A 24,671-nucleotide genomic window follows, 5' to 3' on the forward strand; every position below is an offset into this window, starting at 1 on the left:
GGCAGCCGCTAGCGCCCGGTCAGCAGGCGGGCCTGGCAGGCATCGATGGCGTTGGAGGGGCCGCTCAGCAGCACCGCGTCACCGGCATGCAGGCAGGTATCGGTGGCCAGGGCCACTTCCTCGCCATCGCGCTGCACGGCCTGTATTTCCACCCCGAGCAGGTCCAGGCCCAGCTCGGTCAGCGGGCGACCGCAGGCATAGGCATCGGCGCCCAGGTTGACCGCATGCAGCATGACCTTGGGCAGGCCTTCGCTGTCGACCGGGCTGGTCTGCGCCCCCTGGTAGAACCCGTGCAGCAGGCGATAGCGGCTCTGGCGCACCTCGTCGATACGCTGCTGTACACGCTCCTGGGGTACGCCGAGCATCACCAGGGCATGGGAGGCGAGCATCAGGCTGGACTCCAGCAACTCCGGCACCACCGCCGTGGCACCTGCGGCGCGCAGTTCGTCGCGCAGGCTGTCGTCGCGGGTGCGCACCAGGATCGGCACCTGGGTGTTGAAGTGACGGGCGGCCTTGAGCACGCTCATGGCGACATCGGTCTTGTCCACCGCGATCACCAGCAGCCGGGCACGCTCCAGGCCGATGGCCGCCAGCAGTTCGCCGCGCCGCGAGTCGCCGTAGTGCACGCGCTGCTCGCCGGCGGCGGCCTCCTGCACCCTGACCGGGTCGTCGTCCAGGGCAATGAAGGCCAGCTGTTCGCGCCGCAGGAAGCGCCCGATGGACTGGCCTACCCGGCCATAACCACAGATCAGCACGTGCCCGCTGAGCGAGGCGCTTTGTGCCTGGATCTCTTCGAGTTGCACCTCCTGGTTGGGTTTGCGATGCAGGCGGGCGGCCAGCGCCGGAGCGCCGCGCAGCATCAGCGGGGTGACCAGCATCGAACAGAAGGTGGCGGCCAGCAGCAGGTGCCCGAGGTCTTCGGGCAGCAGGCGGGTCTGTTGCATCTGCGCCATCAGTGCGAAGCAGAACTCGCCGCCCTGGGCCAGGGCCACGCCACTGCGCCAGGCGGTTTCGCTGTCGCTGCCGCGCAGCTTGACCAGCACCGCCACCACCACCCCCTTGATGGCCAGCAGGGCCAGGGTCAGGCCGAGGATTTCCAGGCCGTGGCTGGCAAACAGTTGCAGGTCGATGAGCATGCCGATACTGACAAAGAACAGCCCCAGCAGGATGTCGCGGAAGGGGCGGATATCGGCTTCGATCTGGTGGCGATAGTTGCTTTCGCCCAGCAGCATCCCGGCGAGGAACGCCCCCAGTGCAGGAGACAGGCCCAGCAGGTGGGTAAGCCAGGCGGTCAGCAGCACGATCACCAGCGCCAGCAGCACGAACAGCTCGGCCGAGTGCGAGCGGGCCACCTCGTGGAACAGGCGCGGCAGCAGCCAGCGATTGGCCAGCAGCAGGCCGATGAACAGGATCACGGTCTTGCCCAGGGTCAGCGGCAGCGCCCAGTACCAGGCCTGGCCGCCCTGGCCGGCGAACACCGGCACCAGGGTCAGCAGCAGTACCGCAATCACGTCCTGGAACAGCAGCACGCCAATGGCGTTCTGGCCGTGGCTGCTGAAGATTTCGCCGAGGCTGGTGAGCTCCTTGCTGACGATGGCGGTGGACGACAGCGCCAGGCCGCCGCCCAGCAGCAGGGCAGCCCCGGCCGGCATGCCAAGCAGCCCCAGCAGGCCGGCCAGCAGCAGCGCCGAGCAGATCACCTGCAGGCTGCCCAGGCCGAAGACCACGCGGCGCAGGGCGAGCATCTTGCTTAGAGAGAATTCAAGGCCCAGGGAAAACAGCAGGAACACCACGCCCATTTCGGCGAGGTCGGGTAGTTCTTCGCTTTCATTGACCCAGTCCAGGGCGGTGGGGCCGACGAACAGGCCGACGCACAGGTAGCCCAGCACGGGGGGCAGCTGCAGGCGCCGGAAAATGGCGATGACCACCAGTGACGAGGCCAGGATGATCAGCAGGTTGGCAAACACTCAATACACTCCATTGCAATGCCGACGGGCGCGAAAAAATTTGTCAGTCTACAGCGCTCGAGGCCACGCAGGCTGACCCAGATCAGTCGTTGGTGTCTCGACCCGCCAGGTGTACGGGCCTAGAATACGGGTCCGCTTTTCACGTTTCACGGTACTTCCCATGCTTCCTGAAACTCAACTGCTCGGCACCCTGGGCTGTCATCTGTGCGAGGTGGCCGAGGCCATTCTGATGCCGCTTGTCGAGCACGGGCTGCTGGTCGAGCTGGTCGATATTGCCGATGATCCGGCCGATGTCGAGCGCTACGGCCTGCTGATTCCGGTGCTGCGTCGCTGTGACTCCGGTGCCGAGCTGCTCTGGCCGTTCGATACCGAGCAGGTGGTCGCGTTTCTGAGCTGAGCGTCGCCAGCGGGGTGTTCACATGCCGATGCACAATCTGTGATGCAACGGCGCAGGTGCTGTTGGAGAATCGCCAGCGCAGCATACACCCGTGACGAAGTCTCATCCGCCAAGGAGTGGCGAACCATGCACCTGAGTCCGCATTTCACACTGGAAGAACTGACTGCTTCCGAAACTGCCCGGCGTGAAGGCCTGACCAACCAGCCCGGCCCCGATGCGCTGGCCAACCTGCGCCGTCTGAGCCAGACCCTGGAGCAGGTACGCAGCCTGCTCGGGCAGCCCATCCGCGTCAACAGTGCCTACCGCAGCAACGAGCTCAACCGCCGTGTCGGCGGGGTGAGCGGCAGTGCGCATACCCTCGGGCTGGCAGCCGATATCAGCGTGGCGGCGCTTTCACCCCTGGTGGTGGCGCAACGTATCCTGGACAGCGGTCTGGCGTTCGACCAGCTCATTCTGGAGTTCGACCGCTGGGTTCACCTGGCCATCGCCGAAGGGGCAGGGCGCAAGCAGGTGCTGACGGTGCGCGAGGGTACCGGCTACCTGCCGGGGTTGCAGTGAGTACTGTTCATTCATACACTGTATGCAAATACAGTAATCGGGTGAGCGCTTGCGCCAGAGGGGCCGGACGATGGTCAACGTCGAACAATTGAAATACAGCGTCAACCGCATGGCTGTCGAACAGGTGCGCGAGGCCGTGCTCGAATTGCGCCTCGATGGCCTGGTCACCGAGGGCAAGACCCCTTTCAGCAAGATCCACTTCAACACCTGCTTTGCTGAGATCGAGGCATTGTTCCAGCGCGCCGGTTACCACCGGGCGCTGGATGTGGTCGGTTACCAGGGCCTGATGTATGCGTTGTACGATCCGGGCCGCTGGGAGGCGGTGGATGTGTTGCGCTGGCTCAAGGAGTTTACCGAGGCTGCGGCAACCCGGGCTGGCTGAGCCGGCAGGCATGCCGGATAATGGACGGCCCCCAACTTGCGAGCATGTCCATGAGTGTCCCTTTCGATCCGGCCCAGCACCAGGCCAGCACTGTCTGCCTGCCACCGGGCAGTTGGGCCACCGTGCTCGACTGCCTGTGCGACCACTTCAAGGCGATCAGCCGTGAACAATGGCTCGATCGCATCGCCCGTGGGCGGGTGCTGGATGCCCAGGGCGCGCCGATTGACGTGGGCCTTGCCTACAAGCCAGGCCTGCGTATCCACTATTTTCGCGAAGTACCCAACGAAAAGCCGATCCCGGTGCAGGAGCATATCCTGCACGTCGACGAGCACCTGGTGGTGGCCGACAAACCGCACTTTCTGCCGGTGACGCCCACTGGCGAATATGTCGAACACACGTTGCTGCGCCGTTTGATTCGCCGGCTCGACAACCCGCACCTGGTGCCATTGCACCGCATCGACCGGCACACGGCGGGCCTGGTGCTGTTCTCGGCCAACCCGCAAAGCCGTTCGGCCTATCAGCAGCTGTTTCCCACCCGACAGATCGACAAGCACTACCAGGCCATTGCCCGCGCCTTGCCGCAGCTGGAGTTCCCGCGGGTGCACAAGAGCCGGCTGGTCAATGGCGAGCCGTTCTTTCGCATGCAGGAGGTGCCCGGCGTCAGCAACAGCGAAACCATTGCCCGGGTTCTGGAAAAAAACGGCGAGTGGTGGCGCTACGGCCTGTCACCGGTCACTGGCAAGACCCACCAGTTGCGGGTGCACATGACGGCGCTGGGGGCGAGTATCTGCAATGATCCGTACTACCCGCAGATCGTGCAGGGCCCCGATGACTACGCAAGGCCACTCAAGCTGCTGGCCCACAACCTGCGCTTCAACGACCCGCTCGATGGGCAGGAGCGCTACTTCGAAAGCCGGCTGACACTGGACTGGTAGACCGCTGTGGGCGCACAACCAGAGGTTGTGCGCCACCGGGTCAACGGTTGAAGCGCTCCACCAGGGAATACTGGGTGGTGGCGGTGAGGGTCAGTTCCTCGCTGAGCAGCGCCGAATGCTGGGCCTGCTCGGAGGTCTGGTCGGCAAGCTGGGCGATGGTGCTGATGTTGCGGCTGATTTCATCGGCCACTGCGGTCTGCTCTTCGGTAGCGGCGGCAATCTGCGTGGTCATGTCGGTGATGTTGGCCACCGCCTCGCTGATGCCCACCAGCGCCTGGTCGGCTTCCATCACCCGTGCCACACCTTCCTCGGCCTGGCGATGGCCGGTTTCCATGGTCTGTACGGCATTGCTGGCGGTTTGCTGGAGCTTGGCGATCAGGCCGTGGATCTGCCCGGTCGATTCACTGGTGCGCTGCGCCAGCTGACGCACTTCGTCGGCCACTACGGCGAAGCCGCGGCCCATTTCACCGGCGCGTGCCGCTTCGATGGCGGCGTTGAGCGCCAGCAGGTTGGTCTGGTCGGCAATGCCCTTGATCACATCGACCACGCCGCCAATCTCGTCGCTGTCGCGGGCCAGCTGGGTCACGGTCAGGCCGGTTTCGCCCACGGCAGCCGACAGACGCTGGATCGCATCGCGGGTTTCGCCGGCGATGTCGCGGCCGCGCCCGGTCAGGCGGTTGGCTTCCTGGGTGGCATCGGCGGTGCGCTGCACGTGGTTGGCCACTTCCTGGGTGGTGGCGGCCATCTGGTTGACGGCAGCGGCCACCTGCTCGGTCTCCACGCGCTGGCGCTCCAGGCCCGAGGAGCTGTTGTGGGCCAGGGTGTCGGACTGGCGGGCCTGCTCGTTGAGGTGCTCGGCGGTGTCCTGCAGGCGGGTCAGGCAGGTCTTGAGGCGCGCGTCCTGGCTGAGCATGGCCATTTCCAGGCGAGCCTGCACGCCGCGGCTGTCGGTGTACATCTGCGCGATCAGCGGGTCGGAGGTGGTCTGTTCGGCCAGGCGCAGCAGGCGCTTGAGGCCACGCTGCTGCCAGCTCAGGCCCAGCAGCCCCAGCGGTACCGACAGGGCGGCCGCCACGGCGAAGCCCCAGGAGTGGCCCAGCCAGCTGCCGATCAGGAAGCCGACCTGGCTGACCAGGATGAACGGCAGCCAGTCCTGCAGTACCGGCAGCCAGCGGTCGCGGCGCGGAATGGGTGGCTTGCCCTGATTGATGCGGTGATACAGCGCCTCGGCGCGACGGATCTGTTCGGCGCTGGGCTTGACCCGCACCGACTCGTAGCCGACTACCTGGTTGTTCTCGAAGATGGGGGTGACGTAGGCGTTGACCCAGTAATGATCACCCGACTTGCAGCGGTTCTTGACGATGCCCATCCACGGCAGGCCCTGCTTGAGCGTACTCCACATATGCGCAAACACAGCCGGCGGCACATCCGGGTGCCGGACCAGGTTGTGTGGCGCACGAATGAGCTCCTCCCGCGAAAAGCCGCTGATCTCGACGAACGCATCGTTGCAGTAGGTGATCACACCCTTGGCATCGGTGGTCGATATCAGACGTTGTTGGGCAGGGAAAGTCCGTTCGCGCTGGGTAATCGGCTGATTGTTACGCATAAGCTGTTCTATCCGGAAGGCTTTCGTGGTGTATCGGCAGACAGGCGTTTTTATTGAATGGATATTTAAAGAATATTGATCCGGCTCAAGGTGCCTTAGCTGTTCGTGTTGTAGTTGAAAGGCTGCAAAGTCAAGCAACTTGTTTGCATTCTTTCATATATTTGTCATGTTAGTCAGCTAGTGACCTGGTGTTCACGCGGGGGCAGGTAGCGGGCGGGCAACGCCGCACAGTGCCTCTGGTTCAGGTCGAACTCAGTGGCCACACGGCGGGCCAGTGCAGGCCCGGCGCAACGGCGCCGGGCCTGCTTCAGGCTAGCTCGCGATCAACTGGCGCAGCACGTAGTGCAGAATGCCGCCAGCCTTGAAGTACTCCACTTCGTTGAGCGTATCGATGCGGCACAGTACCCGGATCTGCTGCGTCGATGCGTCTTCGCGGGTGATGCGCAGGGTCAGCGTCATGCGTGGCTGCACCTGGGTCTGGCTGAGGCCGAGGATGTCGATGCGCTCATGGCCGGTCAGCCCCAGGGTCTTGCGCGTCTGGCCCTCGGCGAACTGCAGGGGCAGCACGCCCATGCCCACCAGGTTGGAGCGGTGGATACGCTCGAAGCTTTCGGCCAGTACCGCCTTGACCCCCAGCAGGTTGGTGCCCTTGGCGGCCCAGTCGCGGCTGGAACCGGTGCCGTACTCCTGCCCGGCGATCACCACCAGTGGTGTACCTTCGGCCTTGTAGCGCATGGCCGCGTCATAGATCGCCAGCTTCTCGGCGCTGGGCACATGCACCGTGTTGCCGCCTTCCTCGCCACCGAGCATCTCGTTGCGGATGCGGATGTTGGCGAAGGTGCCGCGCATCATGACCTCATGGTTGCCGCGACGCGAGCCGTAGGAGTTGAAGTCCCGCGGCTCCACGCCCTTGTCGCGCAGGTAGCGTCCGGCCGGGCTGTCGGCCTTGATGTTGCCGGCGGGCGAGATGTGGTCGGTGGTCACCGAATCGCCCAGCAGCGCGAGTATCCGGGCGCCGTGGATGTCTTCGATGACCGGCAGCGGGCCGGTGATGTCGTCGAAGAATGGCGGATGCTGGATATAGGTGGAGTCCTCCTGCCACACATAGGTCGCTGCCTGCGGCACCTCGATGGCCTGCCACTGTGCGTCGCCGGCAAATACCTCGGCATACTCCTTGTGGAACATCGCGGTATCGACCTTGGCCACGGCTTCGGCGATTTCCTGCTGGCTGGGCCAGATGTCGCGCAGGTACACCGGCTTGCCGTCCTTGCCCAGGCCCAGAGCCTCGCTGGACAGGTCGACGCGCACGCTGCCGGCCAGGGCGTAGGCCACCACCAGCGGCGGCGACGCCAGCCAGTTGGTCTTGACCAGCGGGTGTACCCGGCCTTCGAAGTTGCGGTTGCCCGACAGTACCGAGGCGACGGTAAGGTCGGCCTGGGTGATGGCCTTTTCGATCGGCTCGGCCAGCGGGCCGGAGTTGCCGATGCAGGTGGTGCAGCCGTAGCCGACCAGGTCGAAGCCCAGGGCATCCAGATAAGGGGTCAGCCCGGCCGCCTTGTAGTAGTCGGTCACCACCTTGGAGCCGGGGGCCAGTGAGGTCTTGACCCAGGGCTTGCGCTGCAGGCCCTTTTCCACGGCCTTCTTGGCCACCAGCCCGGCAGCCATCATCACGCTGGGGTTGGAGGTGTTGGTGCAGGAGGTGATCGCGGCGATCACCACGGCACCGTCCTTGAGCAGGTGATTGGCGCCCTCGTGCTCGTATTCGATTTCGCCGGCCTGGTCGGCATTGCCCACCGCGACGCCGCCGCCCCCTTCACTTTCCAGGCGCCCGACCTCCTTGGTCGACACCTTCAGTTGCAAGCCGATGAAGTTGTTGAATGCCTGGGCCACCTGGGACAGCGCCACACGGTCCTGCGGGCGCTTGGGCCCGGCCAGGCTGGCTTCGACTTCGTCCATGTCCAGTGCCAGGGTGTCGGTGAACACCGGCTCCTGGCCCGCCTCGCGCCACAGGCCCTGGGCCTTGCAGTAGGCCTCCACCAGTTGCACGGTGGCGGCGGGGCGACCGGACAGGCGCAGGTAGTCCAGGGTCACGTCGTCCACCGGGAAGAAACCGCACGTGGCGCCGTACTCCGGCGCCATGTTGGCAATGGTCGCGCGGTCGGCCAGGGGCAACTGGGCCAGGCCGTCGCCGTAGAACTCGACGAACTTGCCCACCACGCCCTTCTTGCGCAGCATCTGCGTCACCGTCAGCACCAGGTCGGTGGCGGTGATGCCTTCGCGCAGCTTGCCGGTCAGCTTGAACCCGATCACCTCGGGGATCAGCATCGACACCGGCTGGCCGAGCATGGCCGCCTCTGCCTCGATGCCGCCCACGCCCCAGCCCAGCACGCCCAGGCCGTTGATCATGGTGGTGTGCGAGTCGGTGCCGACCAGGGTGTCGGGGAAGGCATAGGTGCGTCCGTCTTCCTCGCGGGTCCACACGGTGCGGCCCAGGTACTCCAGGTTGACCTGGTGACAGATGCCAGTGCCCGGCGGCACTACGCTGAAGTTGTCGAAGGCGTTCTGGCCCCAGCGAAGGAACGCATAGCGTTCGCCGTTGCGCTGCATCTCGATGTCGACGTTCTCGCCGAAGGCCTGCGCGGTGGCGTAGCGATCGACCATCACCGAGTGGTCGATCACCAGGTCGACCGGGGAAAGCGGGTTGATGCGCTGCGGATCGCCGCCGGCCTTGGCCATGGCGGCGCGCATGGCGGCCAGGTCGACCACGGCGGGCACGCCGGTGAAGTCTTGCATCAGCACCCGTGCCGGGCGGTACTGGATCTCGCGGTCCGAGCGGCGCTGCTGCAGCCACTCGGCCAGGGCGTACAGGTCCTGGCCGGTGACGGTCTTGCCGTCTTCCCAGCGCAGCAGGTTTTCCAGCAGCACCTTGAGCGACATCGGCAGGCGCTGCAGGTCGCCGAGGCTGCGGGCGGCCTCGGTCAGGCTGTAGTAATGGTATTCACGGTTCTCCACCGTCAGGGTCTTGAGGGTTTTCAGGCTGTCGAGCGAGGGCATCTGCCAACTCCTTCTGCGTCGGTGCCTGGCAATCATCCTTGCAGTCGCCAGTTCACCGCCTCTGTGACGGTCCGCACGGCACGGACCTGGCTAAGCGGTCAGGTTAGCCCTGTTTGGCGGACCTGACCATGTACTGGACCGGCGGGGCGTGTCGCCAGTTCCTAAACTGCTTTATCATTCGCCGATTTGCCGTGTGCAGGTGTTGCGCCCGGTCAGGGTTGGCGTGCAGGCCAGCCGTTCTGGAGTAGTTGATGAATACCCTGTTTATGCATTGCCGGCCCGGTTTCGAGGGTGAAGTGTGCGCCGAGATCGCCGAGCATGCCGCACGCTTGGGGGTTGCCGGTTATGCCAAGGGCAAGCCGCAGAGCGCCTGTGCCGAGTTCGTGTGCAACGACGCCGAGGGCGCCGAGCGCCTGATGCGCGAGCTGCGTTTCAAGCAGCTGATCTTTCCGCGCCAGTGGGCCCGCGGCAGCTTCGTCGAGTTGCCCGAAACCGACCGTATCAGCGTGCTGCTCGAGCACCTGGCCGCCTACCCGGTGTGTGGCAGCGTGTGGCTGGAGGTGATGGACACCAATGACGGCAAAGAGCTGTCGACCTTCTGCCGCAAGTTCGAGGCGCCGTTGTGCAAGGCCTTGAGCAAGGCTGGCCGGCTGGTTGACGACCCGGCCAGGCCGCGTCTGCTGCTGACCTTCGTCAGTGGCCGGCGCGTGTTCGTGGGGCTGGCCGCAGCGGACAACTCGGCGATGTGGCCGATGGGCATCCCGCGCCTGAAGTTTCCGCGCGAGGCGCCGAGCCGTTCGACCCTCAAGCTCGAGGAGGCCTGGCACCACTTCATCCCGCGTGAGCAGTGGGAGCAGCGCCTGTCGGGCGACATGACCGGGGTCGACCTGGGCGCCGCACCGGGTGGCTGGACCTACCAGCTGGTCAAGCGCGGCATGCTGGTGACCGCGATCGACAACGGGCCGATGGCCGAGAGCCTGATGGATACCGGGCTGGTGCAGCACCTGATGGCCGACGGGTTTACCTACAAGCCCAGGCAGACCGTGGACTGGATGGTGTGCGACATTGTCGAGAAGCCGGCGCGCAGCGCAGCGCTGCTGGAAACCTGGCTGGGGGAAGGGCTGTGCCGCGAGGCAGTGGTCAACCTCAAGCTGCCGATGAAGCAGCGCTATGCCGAGGTGCGGCGGCTGCTCGAGCGTATCGAGGACGGATTCAAGGCGCGCAAGGTCAAGGTGTCGATCGGCTGCAAGCAGCTGTATCACGACCGTGAAGAGGTGACGTGCCACCTGCGTCGTCTGGATCTGAAACCGCGTTGAGGCCTTCGCCGGCAAGGCCTTCAATCAACACCGAACAACCGCTGACCCCGGAGTACCTGATGACCGACCTCACCCCCGACGCCACCCTGGATGCCACCGGCCTCAACTGCCCCGAGCCGGTCATGATGCTGCACCAGCACATCCGCGACCTGGCGCCCGGCGGCCTGCTCAAGGTGATTGCCACCGACCCCTCGACCCGCCGCGACATCCCCAAGTTCTGTGTGTTTCTGGACCATGAACTGGTGCAGCAGCAGGAAGATGCCGGCACCTACCTGTACTGGATCCGCAAGAAACTCGCCTAACCCCGGCGCTGCTGGCGGATGCGCTTGCGTGCGCTGCGCGCCAGGCGCACCGACAGCATCAGCGCCGCACAGGTCAGCCCCACGATAAGGCCTTCCCATAGCCCGCTGGGGCCGCTGGCCGGCCCGAAGTGGTCGGTAAGCCCCAGCAGGTAGCCCACCGGCAGGCCGATGCCCCAATAGGCGAACAGGGTCAGGATCATGGTCACGCGGGTGTCCTGATAGCCGCGCAGGGCGCCGGCCGCAGTCACCTGGATCGCGTCCGAGAACTGGAACAGCGCCGAATACACGATCAGCATCGAGGCGATCTGGATCACCGCCAGGTCCGTGGTGTAGATGCTGGCGATAGGCTCGCGCAGCAACAGCATCAGGCTGGCCGAAAAGCAGGCGTAGGCCAGCGCCGTACCCATGCCCACCCCGGCGGCAAAGCGCGCCTGGCGCGGGTCGCCGGCACCGATGGCCTGGCCGACCCGCACGGTTACCGCCATGCCCAGCGAATACGGGATCATGAACACCAGCGAACTCACGTTCAGGGCGATCTGGTGCCCGGCCACCACGGTGGAGCCCAGGCTGCCGATCAACAGGGCGATCACGCCGAAGATGCTCGATTCGGCGAACACCGCGATGCCGATCGGCAGGCCGACCGTGAGCAGGCGCTTGATCACCGACCATTGCGGCCAGTCGAAACGGGCGAACACCTGGGCCTGGCGATAGGCCGCTGCACGGCCGACCCACAGCGCCATGGCCAGGGCCATGAACCACATCACGATGCCGCTGGCCCAGCCGCAGCCCACGCCGCCCATGGCTGGCACGCCCAGGTGGCCGTAGATGAACACGTAGTTCAGCGGGATGTTTAGCATCAGCCCGCTCAGCCCGATCACCATGCTCGGCCGGGTGCGGCCCAGGCCGTCGCTGCTGCAGCGCAGCACGTAGTACAGCGCCACCGCCGGCAGGCCGAAGGCGATGCCTTGCAGGTAGCCCATGCACGGTGCGATCAGTTCCGGGTCGACCTTCATCAGGTGCAGTACCGGCTCGGCGCTGAGCAGCAGGCCGCAACCGCCCAGGCCGACCACGCCGGCCAGCCACAGGGCCTGGCGCACCAGCGGGCCGATCTCGGCATGCTGACCGGCACCGAAGCGCTGCGCCACCTTGGGCGTGGTGGCCAGCAGGATGCCGGTCATCAGCAAAAACACCGGTACCCAGATCGAGTTGCCCAGGGCAACCGCTGCCAGGTCGCGCGGGCCGACCCGGCCAGCCATCACGGCATCCACGAAGCCCATGGCGGTGGTGGCCAGCTGGGCGATGATGATCGGCGTGGCCAACTGCAGCAGGCTGCGTACTTCAGTGCCGACCCTGGCTGGGCGGGAGAGGCGGGTGGTAGCGGTGTTCGACTGTGTCACGGGGCGGATGTCCACAATAAAGGCGCGGAAAACCGCCTAGTCTACGCCTTGACGCATGGGTCAGGAAATACACCGGCGGGCTTTATCTCGGCTGGATCGAGCCGGGTGTATGGGCCTACACTGCGCTCCCTTACAGGAGAGCGCCATGCTGATTGTTGCCGACGAGAATATACCGCTGCTCGATGCCTTTTTCGCAGGCTTCGGCGAGATCCGCCGTTACCCGGGCCGCAGCATCGACCGCGCCTGCGTGCAGGACGCCGATGTATTGCTGGTGCGCTCGGTGACAAACGTCGACCAGGCCCTGCTCGAAGGCAGCAAGGTGCGCTTCGTCGGCACCTGCACCATCGGCACCGATCACCTGGCCCTGGACTACTTTGCCCAGGCCGGTATCCAGTGGTCCAGCGCGCCGGGCTGCAATGCGCGGGGCGTGGTGGATTATGTGCTGGGCAGCCTGCTGACCCTGGCCGAGCTGGATGGCGCAGACCTGGCGCGGCGCACCTACGGGGTGGTTGGCGCCGGTGAAGTCGGCGGGCGTCTGGTGGAGGTGCTACGCGGGCTGGGCTGGGCGGTGCGGGTATGCGATCCGTTGCGCCAGGCGCAGGAGGGGGGTGACTACGTGAGCCTGGAGCAGGTGCTGGCCGAGTGCGATGTGATCAGCCTGCACACGCCCTTGACCAAGGGCGGCGAGCATTCGACCTGGCACCTGCTGGATGCCGAGCGCTTGGCGCAACTGCGCCCCGGCGCCTGGCTGATCAACGCCAGCCGCGGCCCGGTGGTCGACAATGCGGCATTGCGCAGCCTGCTGCAGGCGCGTGACGATGTGCAGGCGGTGCTGGATGTGTGGGAGGGCGAGCCGCAGGTCGATCAGGCGCTGGCCGACCTGTGCGTGATTGCCACCCCGCATATCGCCGGCTACAGCCTGGATGGCAAGCAGCGCGGCACGGCGCAGATCTACCAGGCGTTCTGCGCCTGGCGGGGCGAGGCCGAAACGGTGCGCCTGGCCGACCTGCTGCCGCGCCCATGGCTGGCGCAGCTCAGCCTGCAGGCCGAAACCGATCCGGCCTGGGCTCTGGCCACACTGTGCCGTGCGGTGTACGACCCGCGCCGCGACGATGCGGATTTTCGTCGCAGCCTTGACCGTGACCCGCAGGTCCAGCGCGCGGCCTTCGATGTGTTGCGCAAACAGTACCCGCCGCGGCGCGAGATCGAGGGGCTGATGGTGCGCATCGAGGGTGATGCGCCGCAGTTGCAGCAGATGGTCAAGGCGTTGGGTGGCCTGTTGGTGTGAGGTACTGCTTTCGCCGGCCGGCAACGGGTCTCCCTGCAGGCGCCGGCCTTGCCGGCGAAGCGGGCTTTACACCAGGCATAAAAAACCCGGCACCAGGGCCGGGTTGATTTGAATAGGGGTCAGGCTTTCTTGGCGAGCTCTACCCGGCTTTTCTCCAGGTCCTCGCAGGCTTTTCTGATCATGTCTTCGGTGATCTCGATTTCCCGACCCTGGGCATCGATGATCGACCCGCACGCCGGGTTCGGATGGCTTGGGCGTTGCGCTTGGGTATTGCTGTTTTGCAAGCTCATTTCCTGTCTCCTCATCAGGTTGCAAGCTCAGACTAGATCCGCGACATGACCGCACCATGACAGCCCTGTCACACCTCCAGTCCAACAGAAAGTCAGACAAATCTCCAGCGGCACTTTAGAACGAAACGCTCTAGTGAACTTGTTGCCTGGTCTTGTCAGTGATGCCCCACGCGCTGCAGAGTTCCTTGGCGCCTGACCGGTGGTCGGGTGTAGGCTGACCTGCATACTCCGGATAAACGAAGACCTTCATGCCCAGCCTTCTTTCTGCTCGCCAGCGCCAGGCCCTGCGCCTGGCCTGGCGTTTCATTCGCCCTTACCGCAAACAGGCCATGGCCGCACTGCTGGCGCTGGTGGTCACTGCGGGTATCACGCTGTCCATGGGCCAGGGCATTCGCCTGCTGGTGGACCAGGGTTTCATGACCCAGTCGCCACACCTGCTCAACCAGTCCATCGGCCTGTTCATGTTGCTGGTGCTGGCACTGGCGGTGGGTACCTTCAGTCGTTTCTACCTGGTGTCGTGGATCGGCGAGCGGTGCGTGGCGGATATACGCCAGCAGGTGTTCGACCACCTGGTTTACCTGCACCCGGGCTTTTTCGAAAGCAACCGCAGTTCGGAGATCCAGTCGCGCCTGACCACCGACACCACGCTGCTGCAATCGGTGATCGGCTCGTCGCTCTCGCTGTTCCTGCGCAATGCCCTGATGGTGCTGGGCGGCATCGTGCTGCTGTTTGTCACCAACCCCAAGCTCACCAGCATCGTGGTGCTGGCCTTGCCGCTGGTGCTGGCGCCGATCCTGGTCTTCGGCCGGCGGGTGCGCGGCCTGTCGCGCCAGAGTCAGGATCGCATCGCCGACGTGGGCAGCTACGTGGCCGAAACCCTCGGCCAGATCAAGACCGTGCAGGCCTACAACCACCAGGCCCGTGACCAGCAGCGTTTCGGCCTGACCGTGGAGGCTGCCTTTACCACCGCTCGCCAGCGAATCGTGCAGCGCGCCTGGCTGATCACCCTGGTGATCGTGCTGGTGCTCGGGGCGGTCGGTGTGATGCTGTGGGTCGGTGGCATGGACGTGATCGCCGGGCGTATTTCCGGCGGCGAGCTGGCGGCGTTCGTGTTCTACAGCCTGATCGTCGGCAGCGCCTTCGGCACCCTCAGCGAAGTGATCGGCGAGCTGCAACGGGCCGCGGGCGCAGCCGAGCGGATCGCCGAGCTGCTGGCGGCACGCAGCGAGATCCACGCCCCCGACGAAGGGCTGGAGCGCCTGCCTCCCAGGGTCAGTGGCCGCCTCGAACTGCAGGAGGTGCATTTTGCCTACCCCTCGCGGCCCACCCCGGCGGCTATCGACGGCCTGAGCCTGACGGTGGTGCCTGGCGAGACCCTGGCCCTGGTCGGGCCTTCGGGGGCGGGCAAGTCGACGCTGTTCGACCTGCTGCTGCGCTTCTACGACCCGCAGCAGGGGCAGATACTGCTCGACGGCCAGCCACTGACCCGGCTCGACCCGCAGGACCTGCGTCGGCATTTCGCACTGGTTGCGCAGAACCCGGCGCTGTTCTTCGGCACGGTCGAAGACAACATCCGCTACGGGCGTGCCGAGGCTACCAGTGCCGAGGTCGAGGCAGCGGCGCGCAGCGCGCATGCCCATGAATTCATCCTGCAGTTGCCCCAGGGCTACCAGACGCACCTGGGCGATGCCGGGCTTGGGCTTTCCGGTGGTCAGCGCCAGCGCCTGGCCATTGCCCGGGCGCTGCTGGTGGACGCGCCGATCCTGCTGCTGGACGAGGCCACCAGTGCCCTCGACGCACAAAGCGAGCACCTGATCCAGCAGGCCTTGCCAGCCCTCATGGCCGGGCGCACCACGCTGGTCATCGCCCATCGCCTGGCCACGGTGCAGCACGCCGACCGTATCGCCGTGATCGACCAGGGCCGGCTGGTCGCGGTGGGCACCCATCGCCAGCTGATTGCCGAGAACCCGCTGTATGCGCGGCTTGCCGCCTTGCAGTTCAACAGCGCATGAAGGAAATGTTACAGATTTTGTACGTCTGTAACATTTCTGTAGCAATCCCCTGAGAGTATCGGATCAGCTGTTGCGTAATGCTCAATGCAGTTTGCTGCCATCGCTCGATGGCAGCTTTTTTTTGCCCGGTGAACGAGGACAAGGACGTCTTTGACTGGTGCGGCAGGTGGCGCGCCAGCTTTCCTATCCTCTTGTTCCGAGACCCTTGCGATGTTCGTGCGTAAATCCCTGCGGCTGCAAATTCTCGCCCTGCTGGCTGGCAGCCTGTTGGCGATGTTGCTGATCGCCCTGGTGTGCTTTCAGTTCCTGTCGGCCAGCGTGCGTGGCTATGGCCAGCTGGTGGAGGGGCCGATACTGGCTTCGCAACTGATCGACGAAGCCAACCTGCAGTTCAAGGTGCAGGTGCAGGAATGGAAGAACGTATTGCTACGCGGCAAGCAGCCGGTCGAGCGGGACAAGTACTGGCAGCAGTTTTCGGCGCGTGAACAGCAGGTGCAGGCGCTGCTGGCCCAGCTGGTGCGGGCCAACGCCGACGATGCGGGGCTCAGAACGCGCCTGCAGGCGCTCAAGGACAGCCACGCGCAACTGGGTGCTGCCTATTCCCGCGGTCGCGATGCGTTCATCGCGGCAGGGGCCGACCCCGCTGTCGGGGACCAGGCAGTGAAGGGCGTGGACCGCGCGGCCAGCGAACAGATGAGCGAACTGGTCAGCCAGTTGCGTGCCGATGCCCAGGTGCAGGCGGCGGCCATCGATGCCCGCGCGCAGCGTACGGTGTGGCTGGGGCTGCTGGTGATGCTCGGCTCGGCGCTGCTGATTGCGCTGCTGAGCCTGTGGCTGGTTGATCGCAGCCTGATCGAGCCGATTCGACGCCTGATCGAATACGTGGCACACCTGAGCCAGGGCCGCTTCGATGCCCGCGTGGCCTGCGGGCGCCATGACGAGCTGGGGCGCCTGGCGGTGGCTGCCAATACCTTGCGCGATTTTCTGGCCGACACGGTAGGGCGCCTGCAGGACAACGCCCGGGAGCTGGAGTCCGCCAGCGGCGAGCTGCGCAGCCTGGCCGGCGGCATGGCGCGGGGCACCGAAGACCAGTTCCAGCGGACCGACCAGGTGGCCACGGCCATGCAGGAAATGTCCGCCACTGCCCAGGAGGTGGCCCGCCATGCAGCGGACGCGGCCCGCGCCGCGGATGATGCCGACCACAGTGCCCAGGCCGGCGAGCAGGTGATGCAGTCGACCATTGCCACCATCGACGCGGTCAACCGGGACATCGCCGGCACGGCGGCGGTGATTCGCCATCTGGAACAGGACAGCGCCCGTATCGGCAAGGTGCTGGAGGTGATCCGCGCTATCGCCGAGCAGACCAACCTGCTGGCGCTCAATGCTGCCATCGAGGCGGCCCGTGCCGGCCAGGCCGGTCGCGGGTTCGCGGTGGTGGCCGACGAGGTGCGCAACCTGGCCCAGCGCACGGCGGCGTCCACCGCCGAGATCAACCAGATCATCAGCGCCGTGCAGTCGGGCGCGCTGGAGGCGGTCAAGGCCATCGAGAACGGCCAGGCCCGCAGCGAGGAGGGGGCCGAACAGGTACAGCGTGCCGGTGCCATGTTGCAGCGCATCACCCAGGCGGTGGAGGCCATCCGCGACATGAACCGCCAGATCGCCACCGCCGCCGAGGAACAGACCACCGTGGCCGAAGACATGTCCTGCAACCTGGTGGAGATCACCCGCATCGCCACCGCCAATCAGGGCGCCGTGCAGCGGACCGAGCAGGCCGGGCAGCACTTGCACGACCTGTCGGGTCGGTTGGGCGAGGTGACGGCGCGCCTGCGGGCCTGACCGGGGGAAATCCGCCACCTGCCGGCCTTTATGTCGGGCAATGTGGCGGATTGTCGCCAGCAAAACCATCAACGATGGGGTGCGACCACAGGTCCTAGCTATTAGCCGTTGGTCTTGTGCAAGTTGGCCCGCTTTCTGCTTAAGGCGACCCAGGCTTAAGCCTTGCGAAACATTCAGGGCTGCTACGGCAGCCATGGCGTCAGACCGTTCCCCGCACCCTCGATACCCCAGCCGCCAGCCAGCCTCGAAGGCCTGGACGCCATGCCTTGAGCCATGGCCTGCGCGCGCAGAACCACAAGAGACGGGCGTGCACTGCGGGCGTGATGGTCATTGCCAATCACTTCACTTCAATTGGATTGAACTATGAAAAAAATCCTGCTGACGCTCCTGTGCCTGAGCGTCATGGGTTGCTCCAAGCCCAGTGAACCGGAAAAGACCGTCGACGTGCTGCTGATCGGCGGCGGCATCATGAGTGCAAGCCTGGGGACCTACCTCAACGAGTTGGAGCCGGATTGGTCCATCGACGTGTACGAGCGCATGGACAAGGTGGCCGAGGAAAGCTCCAACGCCTGGAACAACGCCGGTACCGGCCACTCTGCGTTCTGCGAGCTGAACTACACCAGCGAAGCGGCTGACGGTTCGATGGACATCAGCAAGGCGGTGGGCGTCAACGAGCAGTTCGAGATCTCCAAGCAGTTCTGGGCCTACCAGGTCGAGCAGAAGGTGCTGAACAACCCGACCTCGTTCATCAACAACGTGCCGCACATGAGCTTTGTGTGGGGCGACAAGAACGTCGAGTTCCTCAAGAAACGTCATGCGGCCCTGCAGCACAGTTCGCTGTTCCGTGGCATGGAGTACTCCGAAGACCACGCGCAGATCCAGAAGTGGGTGCCGATCGTGATGGAAGGCCGTGCCGCCGACCAGAAGATTGCCGCAACGCGCATGCCGATCGGTACCGACGTGAACTTCGGCGAGATCACCCGCCAGCTGTTCGCTTCGCTGACCCAGCATGACAACGTCAAGCTGCACACCTCGCACGAAGTGCGCGACATCGTGCGCAACGCCGACAACACCTGGACCGTGGTGGTCGCCGACCTCGCCAACAAGGGCGTCGAAACCAGCGTCAAGGCCAAGTTCGTGTTCATCGGTGCCGGTGGTGGCGCGCTCAAGCTGCTGCAGAAGTCCGGCATCCCGGAAGCTGACGGCTATGCCGGCTTCCCGGTGGGCGGCCAGTTCCTGATGACCGACAACCAGGACATCGTCAAACGCCACAAGGCCAAGCTGTACGGCAAGGCCTCGGTCGGTGCGCCGCCGATGTCTGTACCGCACCTGGACACCCGTGTCATCGATGGCAAGGAAGTGCTGCTGTTCGGCCCGTTCGCGACCTTCTCCACCAAGTTCCTGAAAAACGGTTCGCTGCTGGACATGTTCTCGGCACTGACCACCCACAACATCATGCCGATGACCCATGCTGGTATCGACAACATCGACCTGAGCACCTACCTGATGGGCCAGTTGATGCTGAGCTTCGAAGACCGCATGCATGCCCTGCGCGAGTACTTCCCCAACGCCAGGAACGAAGACTGGAAACTGCTGCAGGCCGGCCAGCGCGTCCAGGTGATCAAGAAGGATCCCGAGCACGGTGGCATCCTGCAGTTCGGTACCGAGGTGGTGGCTTCGCAGGACGGCACCATCGCCGCGCTGCTGGGCGCCTCGCCAGGTGCCTCCACCGCCGCACCGATCATGCTGACCGTGCTGGAAAAGACCTTCAAGGACCGTATCAAGACCCCTGAATGGCAGGCCAAGCTGAAGCAGATCGTGCCGACCTATGGTCAGAAGCTCAACAACAACCTCGAGCTGACCAACAAGACCCGTGAGTGGAGCAGCTCGCGCCTGAACCTGCTGTTCGTGCCGGTGCTGCCGGACGAGACGGCGGTGGCCGCGCAGTAACGTCGGGTTGACGCTTCGCGGATCGAGCCCGCCCCCACCGGATGATTGACATCCTTGTGGGGGCGGGTTTGAGCCACAGCGGATGCAGTACAGCCAGAAACCACAAAGCCCGCAAAAGCGGGCTTTGTGGTTTTTGCCGATCTGGTCGGAGAGACAGGATTCGAACCTGCGGCCTTCTCGTCCCGAACGAGACGCGCTACCTGGCTGCGCTACACTCCGATGACAAAATTCTACTCAAAAAAAAACGCGACCGGCAAGCCCCGGCGAGGGGCCTGAAGCTTGCCGTCTGTACTGCCTTTTACAGCTCTTTCACGGTGCGGACCTGGTCCTTGTTGATCCGGGTGCTCTTGCCGTCGAGCTGTTCGATTTCATAGAAGCCCGAATCTTCATCGTACTTGGGGGTGTCGACCGCCTGGATCTCACGTCCGTCATTCAGCGTGATCACGGTAGGCGAAGCACACCCGGCGAGGGTGCCCAGGCCCAGGGCGAGCAGGAAAGCGGGGAGGGTCCGTTGAATCATATTCTTTCTCCATTGAGGGGGAAGTTGCGGGTCATGTCATTGAGACGCATCGCGTCCCAGCAAGTTCCTCGCAACTTGAGCATAGCGGCTGAACCGCGTCATTGATCGGGAACAATGCAATCGGCCGCTGGCGGGCGGGCGCGGGGAGGGCTGTGATATAACTGGCGGCATTCTTTCCCTGTCATGGATTCACCCTCCTCATGAAAGCCAAGGCTGATGTACCGTTCGTGCCGCTGAACATTGCCGTGCTGACCGTCAGCGATACCCGCACCCTGGAAACCGATACCTCCGGCCAGGTGTTCGTCGACCGCCTGACTGCTGCCGGCCACGCGCTGGCCGCCCGTGTACTGCTCAAGGACGACCTCTACAAGATTCGCGCGCAGGTCGCCACCTGGATCGCCGACGAGCAGGTGCAGGTGGTACTGATCACGGGCGGCACCGGCTTCACCGGCCGCGACAGCACCCCCGAGGCGGTCGGTTGCCTGCTCGACAAGCAGGTCGACGGCTTCGGTGAACTGTTCCGGCATATCTCCCTGGCCGATATCGGCACCTCCACCGTGCAGTCCCGCGCCCTGGCCGGGCTGGCCAACGGTACGCTGGTGTGCTGCCTGCCCGGCTCGACCAACGCGGTACGCACCGGCTGGGACGGGATTCTTGCCGAGCAACTGGATGTACGCCATCGCCCGTGCAATTTCGTCGCGCACCTCAAGCAGGCGGCGCCGTGTGAAAGCCGTGGCTGAGCCTGTTGCGGCAAAGCCGCTGCTGCCCGTGGAGCAGGCCCTGGAGCGCTTGCTGGCGCTGGCCGAAGCGGCGCGCATCGAAGACTGCGAAGAGGTGCCACTGGCTGCTGCCGAGGGCCGTGTGCTGGCCACGGCGCTGGTCGCCGGCCTTGATCTGCCGCCCTGGCCCAACAGCGCCATGGACGGCTACGCACTGCACCACGCCGACTGGCAGGGCACGCCGCTGGTGGTGAGCCAGCGCATTCAGGCCGGGCAGGCGCCTGCGCCTCTGGAGCCGGGTACCTGTGCGCGCATCTTTACCGGTGCGCCGCTGCCGGCAGGGGCCGACTGCGTCGAGATGCAGGAGAACACCGACGTTCAGCCCGATCAACGCGTGTGTTTCACCGAGCCGCTCAGTGCCGGGCTCAATGTGCGCCCGCAGGGCCAGGAAACCCGGGCAGGTGAAACCGTGCTGGACGCCGGGACCCGCCTCGGGCCGGTCGAGCTGGGCCTGGCTGCCTCGCTCGGCTGCGCGGCGCTGTCGGTAGTGCGCAAGGTGCGGGTGGCGGTGCTTTCCACCGGCGACGAACTGGTCGAGCCGGGGCTGCCCCTGGGCCCCGGGCAGATCTACAACAGCAACCGGCGCCTGCTGGTCAGCTGGCTGCAGCGCCTGGGCTGCGAGGTGAAGGACGCCGGCATCCTGCCCGATGATCTGGCGTTGACCCGTGAGCGCCTGGGCCAGCTCAAGGACGTCGACCTGATTCTGTCCACCGGTGGTGTATCGGTGGGCGAGGCCGATTACCTGGGTATCGCCCTGCGCGAAGAAGGTGAGCTGTCGCTGTGGAAGCTTGCGATCAAGCCCGGCAAGCCGCTGACCTTCGGGCATTTTCGCGGGGTGCCGGTGATCGGCCTGCCAGGCAACCCGGCGTCGACCCTGGTCACCTTCGGCCTGCTCACCCGGCCGTACCTGTTGCGCCGCCAGGGTGTGCAGGACGTGACGCCGCTGCAGTTCAGCGTGCCTGCCGGTTTCGACTGGCCCAAGCCAGGCAATCGCCGCGAATACCTGCGCGCGCGCATGGAGCAGGGCCAGGCGCTGATCTACAAGAACCAGAGCTCGGGTGTGCTGCGCAGCGCCGCGTGGGCCGAGGGCCTGGTGGAGGTGCGCGAGGGCACTGCGCCCGGCAAGGGCGACAGCGTGCAGTTCATCCCCCTCAGCGAGCTACTCGGCTGACGGCAGCAGGCCCCGGGCAACCCGGTCGTTGCCCAGTGGGGCCTGCGCGGCGAGGCGCGCATACACGCTCTCCAGCTGCGCGGCGGCTCTGCTCCAGTCATGCTGCTCGCGCACGAACTGGCGCGCGGCATCGGACAACTGCTGCATGCGCGTCGGGTGGCTCAGCAGACGGGTGATGATCAGTGCCAGCGTGTCGGTGTCGTCCCCACCCAGGTAATGCTCGCCGTTGCGCACTGCCAACCCCGCTGCGCCCTGGGTGGTGGTGACCACCGGCAGGCCTGCGGCCATGGCCTCGAGCAACTTGATCTTGCACCCGCCGGCATGGCGCAGCGGGGCAAAGAACAGCGCCGAGTGGCGTTGCAGCTCACGCAGGTCGGGCAGGTAGCCGATCCATTCGATGCGCGGGTCGTTCCAGCGCAGCTTCCACTGGGTGGGCAGGGCATGTCCGACCACCGCCAGGCGCACGGCCGGGTTGCTCAGCCATACCTGCGGCAGGATCTCCTCCAGCGCCCACTCCAGCGCCTCCAGGTTGGCGCCGTATTCGAAGTTGCCCACCAGCAGCAGGCGCTGGCTGTGCGGGCAGGCGCTGATGTGCTGGTAGTACTCGTAGTCCACGCCGTTGATCACCACCTCGGCAGGGCGGCCGGTGAACTGGCGGATCTGTTCGGCATCGCGCGGGTTGACGGCCACCACTTCGCTGGCCTGGCGCAGCACCCGCGACTCCCAGCGCCGGTAGCGCCAGCGGTCGAAGCTGTTGAACGGGCGCAGCCACAGGGGCAGGCGGTCCTGGCACACCGCGCCGGTGTCCGACTCCACATGATGCTCGCTGACCATGAAAGGCAGGCCGCTGGCTTGCAGGGCCTTTTCGAAGGGTTGGAAACTGTAGCTGTGCTCGATCTGGATCACATCCCACTGCTCGCGCAGCAACGTTTCGAAGCAGTGGCGCAGGTGGGGCGCCAGGCCGTTGGTGCTGGCCCGCATCGGGTAGCCGACGTACAGCGCCGCCAGCAGGTTGAGCGGGCTGCGCAAAGGCCTTCGCGGCAACACGATCAGGCGCTCGAGCAGTGGCTCCAGTGCCTGTCGGGCTGCCTCGCCAAGCGGAACTTTCGAGTGCACCAGCAGCGTGATCCTGTGCCCGCGTTCAGCCAGGCCACGCAACAGGTGGTATTGCCGGGCCTTGCTGCCGCTGGTGGTGGGCCAGGGCAGGTAAGGCAGTGTCCAGAGTACGCGCATGACCCACTTCCTCTCTTGCCGCAGCGGCGTCGACAGGCTGAATGCGAAAACGCGCCTGGCGGGCCTCAGCCGATCGCTGCTGCCGGGGCGCGTCCATAGATATCAGTAAAGCGCACGATGTCGTCCTCGCCCAGGTATTCGCCGCTTTGCACCTCGATCATTACCAGATCGATCACCCCGGGGTTGCTCAGGCGATGCTCGCGCCCCGGCTTGATGAAGGTCGACTCGTTGGTGTCGAGCAGAAATTCCTCTTCGCCGTTGGTCACGCAGGCCATGCCGCTGACCACGATCCAGTGTTCGCTGCGGTGATGGTGCATCTGCAGGGACAGGCAGGCCTGCGGGCGTACCATGATGCGCTTGATCTTGAAGCGCGGGCCTTCCTCGAGCACGGTGTAGGTGCCCCAGGGGCGCGTCACGGTGCGGTGCAGGCGATAGGCGTCGTGGTCCTGGCGCTTGAGCTGCTGGGCAATCAGCTTGACCTCCTGGCTGCGGCTCGCGTCGGCGATCAGCAGGGCGTCGGGGGTGTCGATGATGATCAGGTTGTCCAGGCCGATGGCGCCCACCAGGCGGCGAGGCGAATCGATGTAGCAGTTGCTCACGTCGTGCAGCACGGTCTCGCCGTTGCACTGGTTGCCCTGGGCATCGCCCTGGGCCAGGCTGCGCACCGCCCGCCAGCAGCCGATGTCACTCCAGCCCAACTGGCTGGGCAGCACTGCCACCTGGGTGGAACGCTCCATCACGGCGTAGTCGATGGAGATGTCGGCAACCTGCGCGAAGCTGGTGGCATCCAGTTCCAGTTGCAGGCTGTTGCTGCCCTGTTTGCTCTGGCTCAGCCCCAGGCATTCGCCGACCGCATCCAGAACCTGCGGTGCGTGCTGCTGCAGCTCGCGCAGGATGGCATCTGCACGCATGCAGAACATGCCGGCGTTCCACAGGTGCTGGCCGCCCTCGACATAGCGCTGGGCGGTCTCTGCGTTCGGCTTTTCGACGAAGCGCTCCACGCGATAGCCATGGGCATCCAGGGCCTGGCCCTTCTCGATGTAGCCGAAGCCGGTTTCCGGTTGAGTGGGCACCAGGCCGAAGGTGGTCAGCCAGCCTTGCTCGGCCAGGGCGCGGGCGCGCTCCACGGCCTCTTCGAAGGCTGCCTGGTCGGTGATCAGGTGGTCGGCGGGCAGCACCAGCAGGTGGGCGTCTTCGCCGTATTCACGGGCGCAGTGCAGGGCGGCGGCGGCAATCGCCGGGGCCGTGTTGCGCCCGCAGGGCTCGAGAATGAAGTCCAGCGCGATGCCGGGCTGTTTGAGCTGGCGGTATTCATCCTGGGTGCGGAAGAACACTTCGCGATTGGTGACGGTGAGTACGCGGGCCACATCCTTGAGTGCGCAGGCACGCAGGAAGGTTTTCTGCAGCAGGCTCTGGCCATCGGGCATGCGCATGAAGGGCTTGGGCATGGCCTCGCGTGAAACCGGCCACAATCGGGTGCCGGCTCCACCGGCAATGATGCAAGGGATCAGTGTGCTCATTTCACTCAGCCTCGTGTTCTGGGCACCGCTAGGCGGTGTGATAACAGGGAAAAGGTGAACCTGGCAGGCGCTTTGCTCAATGAGTCAAAAAAGTGACTTTTATCACTGGCATCGTCCGTGAAGGCCAAATATTTGTCGAATGATGCACATCGATTGAG

Annotated in this window: 20 protein-coding genes and 1 tRNA gene; 12 read left to right on the top strand and 9 right to left on the bottom strand. The window is 65.3% G+C overall.

The window, feature by feature from the left end; all coding sequences use genetic code 11:
• Nucleotides 1-8: 8 nt before the first annotated feature.
• Complete coding sequence (locus DN388_RS07520; protein WP_123752333.1) at nt 9-1,967, bottom strand: monovalent cation:proton antiporter family protein; 1,959 nt, start codon at nt 1,965-1,967, stop codon at nt 9-11.
• A 160-nt stretch (nt 1,968-2,127) separates the two neighbouring features.
• Here DN388_RS07520 and DN388_RS07525 point away from each other — a divergent pair, with 160 nt between their 5' ends.
• The 4 genes from DN388_RS07525 (at nt 2,128) to DN388_RS07540 (ending at nt 4,239) form a co-directional block, all read left to right on the top strand.
• A complete protein-coding gene (locus DN388_RS07525) occupies nt 2,128-2,364 on the top strand; it encodes a glutaredoxin family protein (RefSeq protein ID WP_043864595.1) in 237 nt (78 codons plus the stop codon).
• Between the two features lie 126 nt (nt 2,365-2,490).
• Nucleotides 2,491-2,922, top strand: coding sequence for a D-Ala-D-Ala carboxypeptidase family metallohydrolase (locus DN388_RS07530; RefSeq protein ID WP_196932513.1), 432 nt, complete (start codon nt 2,491-2,493; stop codon nt 2,920-2,922).
• 70 nt (nt 2,923-2,992) lie between these two features.
• Nucleotides 2,993-3,304: a hypothetical protein gene (locus tag DN388_RS07535; protein ID WP_043864594.1), complete on the top strand. Its 312-nt coding sequence runs from the start codon at nt 2,993-2,995 to the stop codon at nt 3,302-3,304.
• 50 nt (nt 3,305-3,354) lie between these two features.
• Complete coding sequence (locus DN388_RS07540; protein WP_254998308.1) at nt 3,355-4,239, top strand: pseudouridine synthase; 885 nt, start codon at nt 3,355-3,357, stop codon at nt 4,237-4,239.
• Nucleotides 4,240-4,279: 40 nt separating this feature from the next.
• On the opposite strand, the gene DN388_RS07545 is transcribed toward DN388_RS07540, so the two are convergent.
• Nucleotides 4,280-5,845 (bottom strand): PAS domain-containing methyl-accepting chemotaxis protein, encoded by a 1,566-nt coding sequence (locus DN388_RS07545; RefSeq protein WP_043864593.1) that lies wholly within the window; start codon nt 5,843-5,845, stop codon nt 4,280-4,282.
• A 312-nt stretch (nt 5,846-6,157) separates the two neighbouring features.
• Nucleotides 6,158-8,899 (bottom strand): aconitate hydratase AcnA, encoded by a 2,742-nt coding sequence (gene acnA, locus DN388_RS07550; protein ID WP_254998311.1) that lies wholly within the window; start codon nt 8,897-8,899, stop codon nt 6,158-6,160.
• A 251-nt stretch (nt 8,900-9,150) separates the two neighbouring features.
• On the opposite strand from acnA, the gene rlmM reads away from it, so the two are divergent.
• Together rlmM and tusA are read left to right on the top strand one after the other, a co-directional pair.
• On the top strand, nt 9,151-10,215 hold the full coding sequence (gene rlmM / locus DN388_RS07555) for a 23S rRNA (cytidine(2498)-2'-O)-methyltransferase RlmM (protein ID WP_043864591.1): 1,065 nt from the start codon (nt 9,151-9,153) through the stop codon (nt 10,213-10,215).
• 59 nt (nt 10,216-10,274) lie between these two features.
• Nucleotides 10,275-10,517 carry a sulfurtransferase TusA gene (gene tusA / locus DN388_RS07560; protein ID WP_043864590.1) on the top strand — a complete coding sequence of 81 codons (243 nt, stop codon included), beginning with the start codon at nt 10,275-10,277 and terminating at the stop codon, nt 10,515-10,517.
• On the opposite strand, the gene DN388_RS07565 is transcribed toward tusA, so the two are convergent.
• Nucleotides 10,514-11,923: an MATE family efflux transporter gene (locus DN388_RS07565; protein ID WP_054916219.1), complete on the bottom strand. Its 1,410-nt coding sequence runs from the start codon at nt 11,921-11,923 to the stop codon at nt 10,514-10,516. The two genes, tusA and DN388_RS07565, sit on opposite strands and share 4 nt — an antisense overlap.
• Before the next feature lie 136 nt (nt 11,924-12,059).
• On the opposite strand from DN388_RS07565, the gene pdxB reads away from it, so the two are divergent.
• Complete coding sequence (gene pdxB / locus DN388_RS07570; protein WP_254998315.1) at nt 12,060-13,202, top strand: 4-phosphoerythronate dehydrogenase PdxB; 1,143 nt, start codon at nt 12,060-12,062, stop codon at nt 13,200-13,202.
• A 119-nt stretch (nt 13,203-13,321) separates the two neighbouring features.
• Here pdxB and DN388_RS07575 read toward each other — a convergent pair whose 3' ends face one another.
• Nucleotides 13,322-13,492: a PA1571 family protein gene (locus DN388_RS07575; RefSeq protein ID WP_167400204.1), complete on the bottom strand. Its 171-nt coding sequence runs from the start codon at nt 13,490-13,492 to the stop codon at nt 13,322-13,324.
• Nucleotides 13,493-13,740: 248 nt separating this feature from the next.
• Here DN388_RS07575 and DN388_RS07580 point away from each other — a divergent pair, with 248 nt between their 5' ends.
• The 3 genes from DN388_RS07580 to mqo all read left to right on the top strand — a co-directional run bounded on the left by DN388_RS07580 (nt 13,741) and on the right by mqo (nt 19,290).
• Nucleotides 13,741-15,504, top strand: coding sequence for an ABC transporter transmembrane domain-containing protein (locus DN388_RS07580; protein ID WP_254998316.1), 1,764 nt, complete (start codon nt 13,741-13,743; stop codon nt 15,502-15,504).
• Nucleotides 15,505-15,714: 210 nt separating this feature from the next.
• Nucleotides 15,715-17,340, top strand: a complete 1,626-nt coding sequence (locus tag DN388_RS07585) for a methyl-accepting chemotaxis protein (RefSeq protein ID WP_254998319.1) — start codon at nt 15,715-15,717, stop codon at nt 17,338-17,340.
• A 363-nt stretch (nt 17,341-17,703) separates the two neighbouring features.
• Complete coding sequence (mqo, locus tag DN388_RS07590) at nt 17,704-19,290, top strand: malate dehydrogenase (quinone) (protein WP_054916197.1); 1,587 nt, start codon at nt 17,704-17,706, stop codon at nt 19,288-19,290.
• Between the two features lie 142 nt (nt 19,291-19,432).
• Here mqo and DN388_RS07595 read toward each other — a convergent pair.
• Nucleotides 19,433-19,509 (bottom strand) — tRNA-Pro (locus DN388_RS07595).
• Between the two features lie 79 nt (nt 19,510-19,588).
• Nucleotides 19,589-19,810 (bottom strand): YgdI/YgdR family lipoprotein, encoded by a 222-nt coding sequence (locus tag DN388_RS07600; protein ID WP_043864585.1) that lies wholly within the window; start codon nt 19,808-19,810, stop codon nt 19,589-19,591.
• A 200-nt stretch (nt 19,811-20,010) separates the two neighbouring features.
• Between DN388_RS07600 and moaB the strand changes: the two genes are divergently transcribed.
• Together moaB and glp are read left to right on the top strand one after the other, a co-directional pair.
• Nucleotides 20,011-20,550: a molybdenum cofactor biosynthesis protein B gene (gene moaB / locus DN388_RS07605; protein ID WP_043864584.1), complete on the top strand. Its 540-nt coding sequence runs from the start codon at nt 20,011-20,013 to the stop codon at nt 20,548-20,550.
• Complete coding sequence (glp, locus tag DN388_RS07610) at nt 20,534-21,760, top strand: gephyrin-like molybdotransferase Glp (protein ID WP_254998357.1); 1,227 nt, start codon at nt 20,534-20,536, stop codon at nt 21,758-21,760. Before moaB ends, glp begins: the two co-directional genes overlap by 17 nt.
• Here glp and DN388_RS07615 read toward each other — a convergent pair.
• Both DN388_RS07615 and DN388_RS07620 read right to left on the bottom strand, forming a co-directional pair.
• Nucleotides 21,749-22,993 (bottom strand): glycosyltransferase family 4 protein, encoded by a 1,245-nt coding sequence (locus DN388_RS07615; protein WP_043864582.1) that lies wholly within the window; start codon nt 22,991-22,993, stop codon nt 21,749-21,751. The two genes, glp and DN388_RS07615, sit on opposite strands and share 12 nt — an antisense overlap.
• A 65-nt stretch (nt 22,994-23,058) precedes the next feature.
• Nucleotides 23,059-24,513: a mannose-1-phosphate guanylyltransferase/mannose-6-phosphate isomerase gene (locus DN388_RS07620; protein ID WP_043864581.1), complete on the bottom strand. Its 1,455-nt coding sequence runs from the start codon at nt 24,511-24,513 to the stop codon at nt 23,059-23,061.
• Between the last annotated feature and the right edge of the window lie 158 nt (nt 24,514-24,671).

Origin of the sequence: Pseudomonas sp. S12(2018), assembly GCF_024355235.1 — a bacterium.
Taxonomy (GTDB): domain Bacteria; phylum Pseudomonadota; class Gammaproteobacteria; order Pseudomonadales; family Pseudomonadaceae; genus Aquipseudomonas; species Aquipseudomonas palmensis.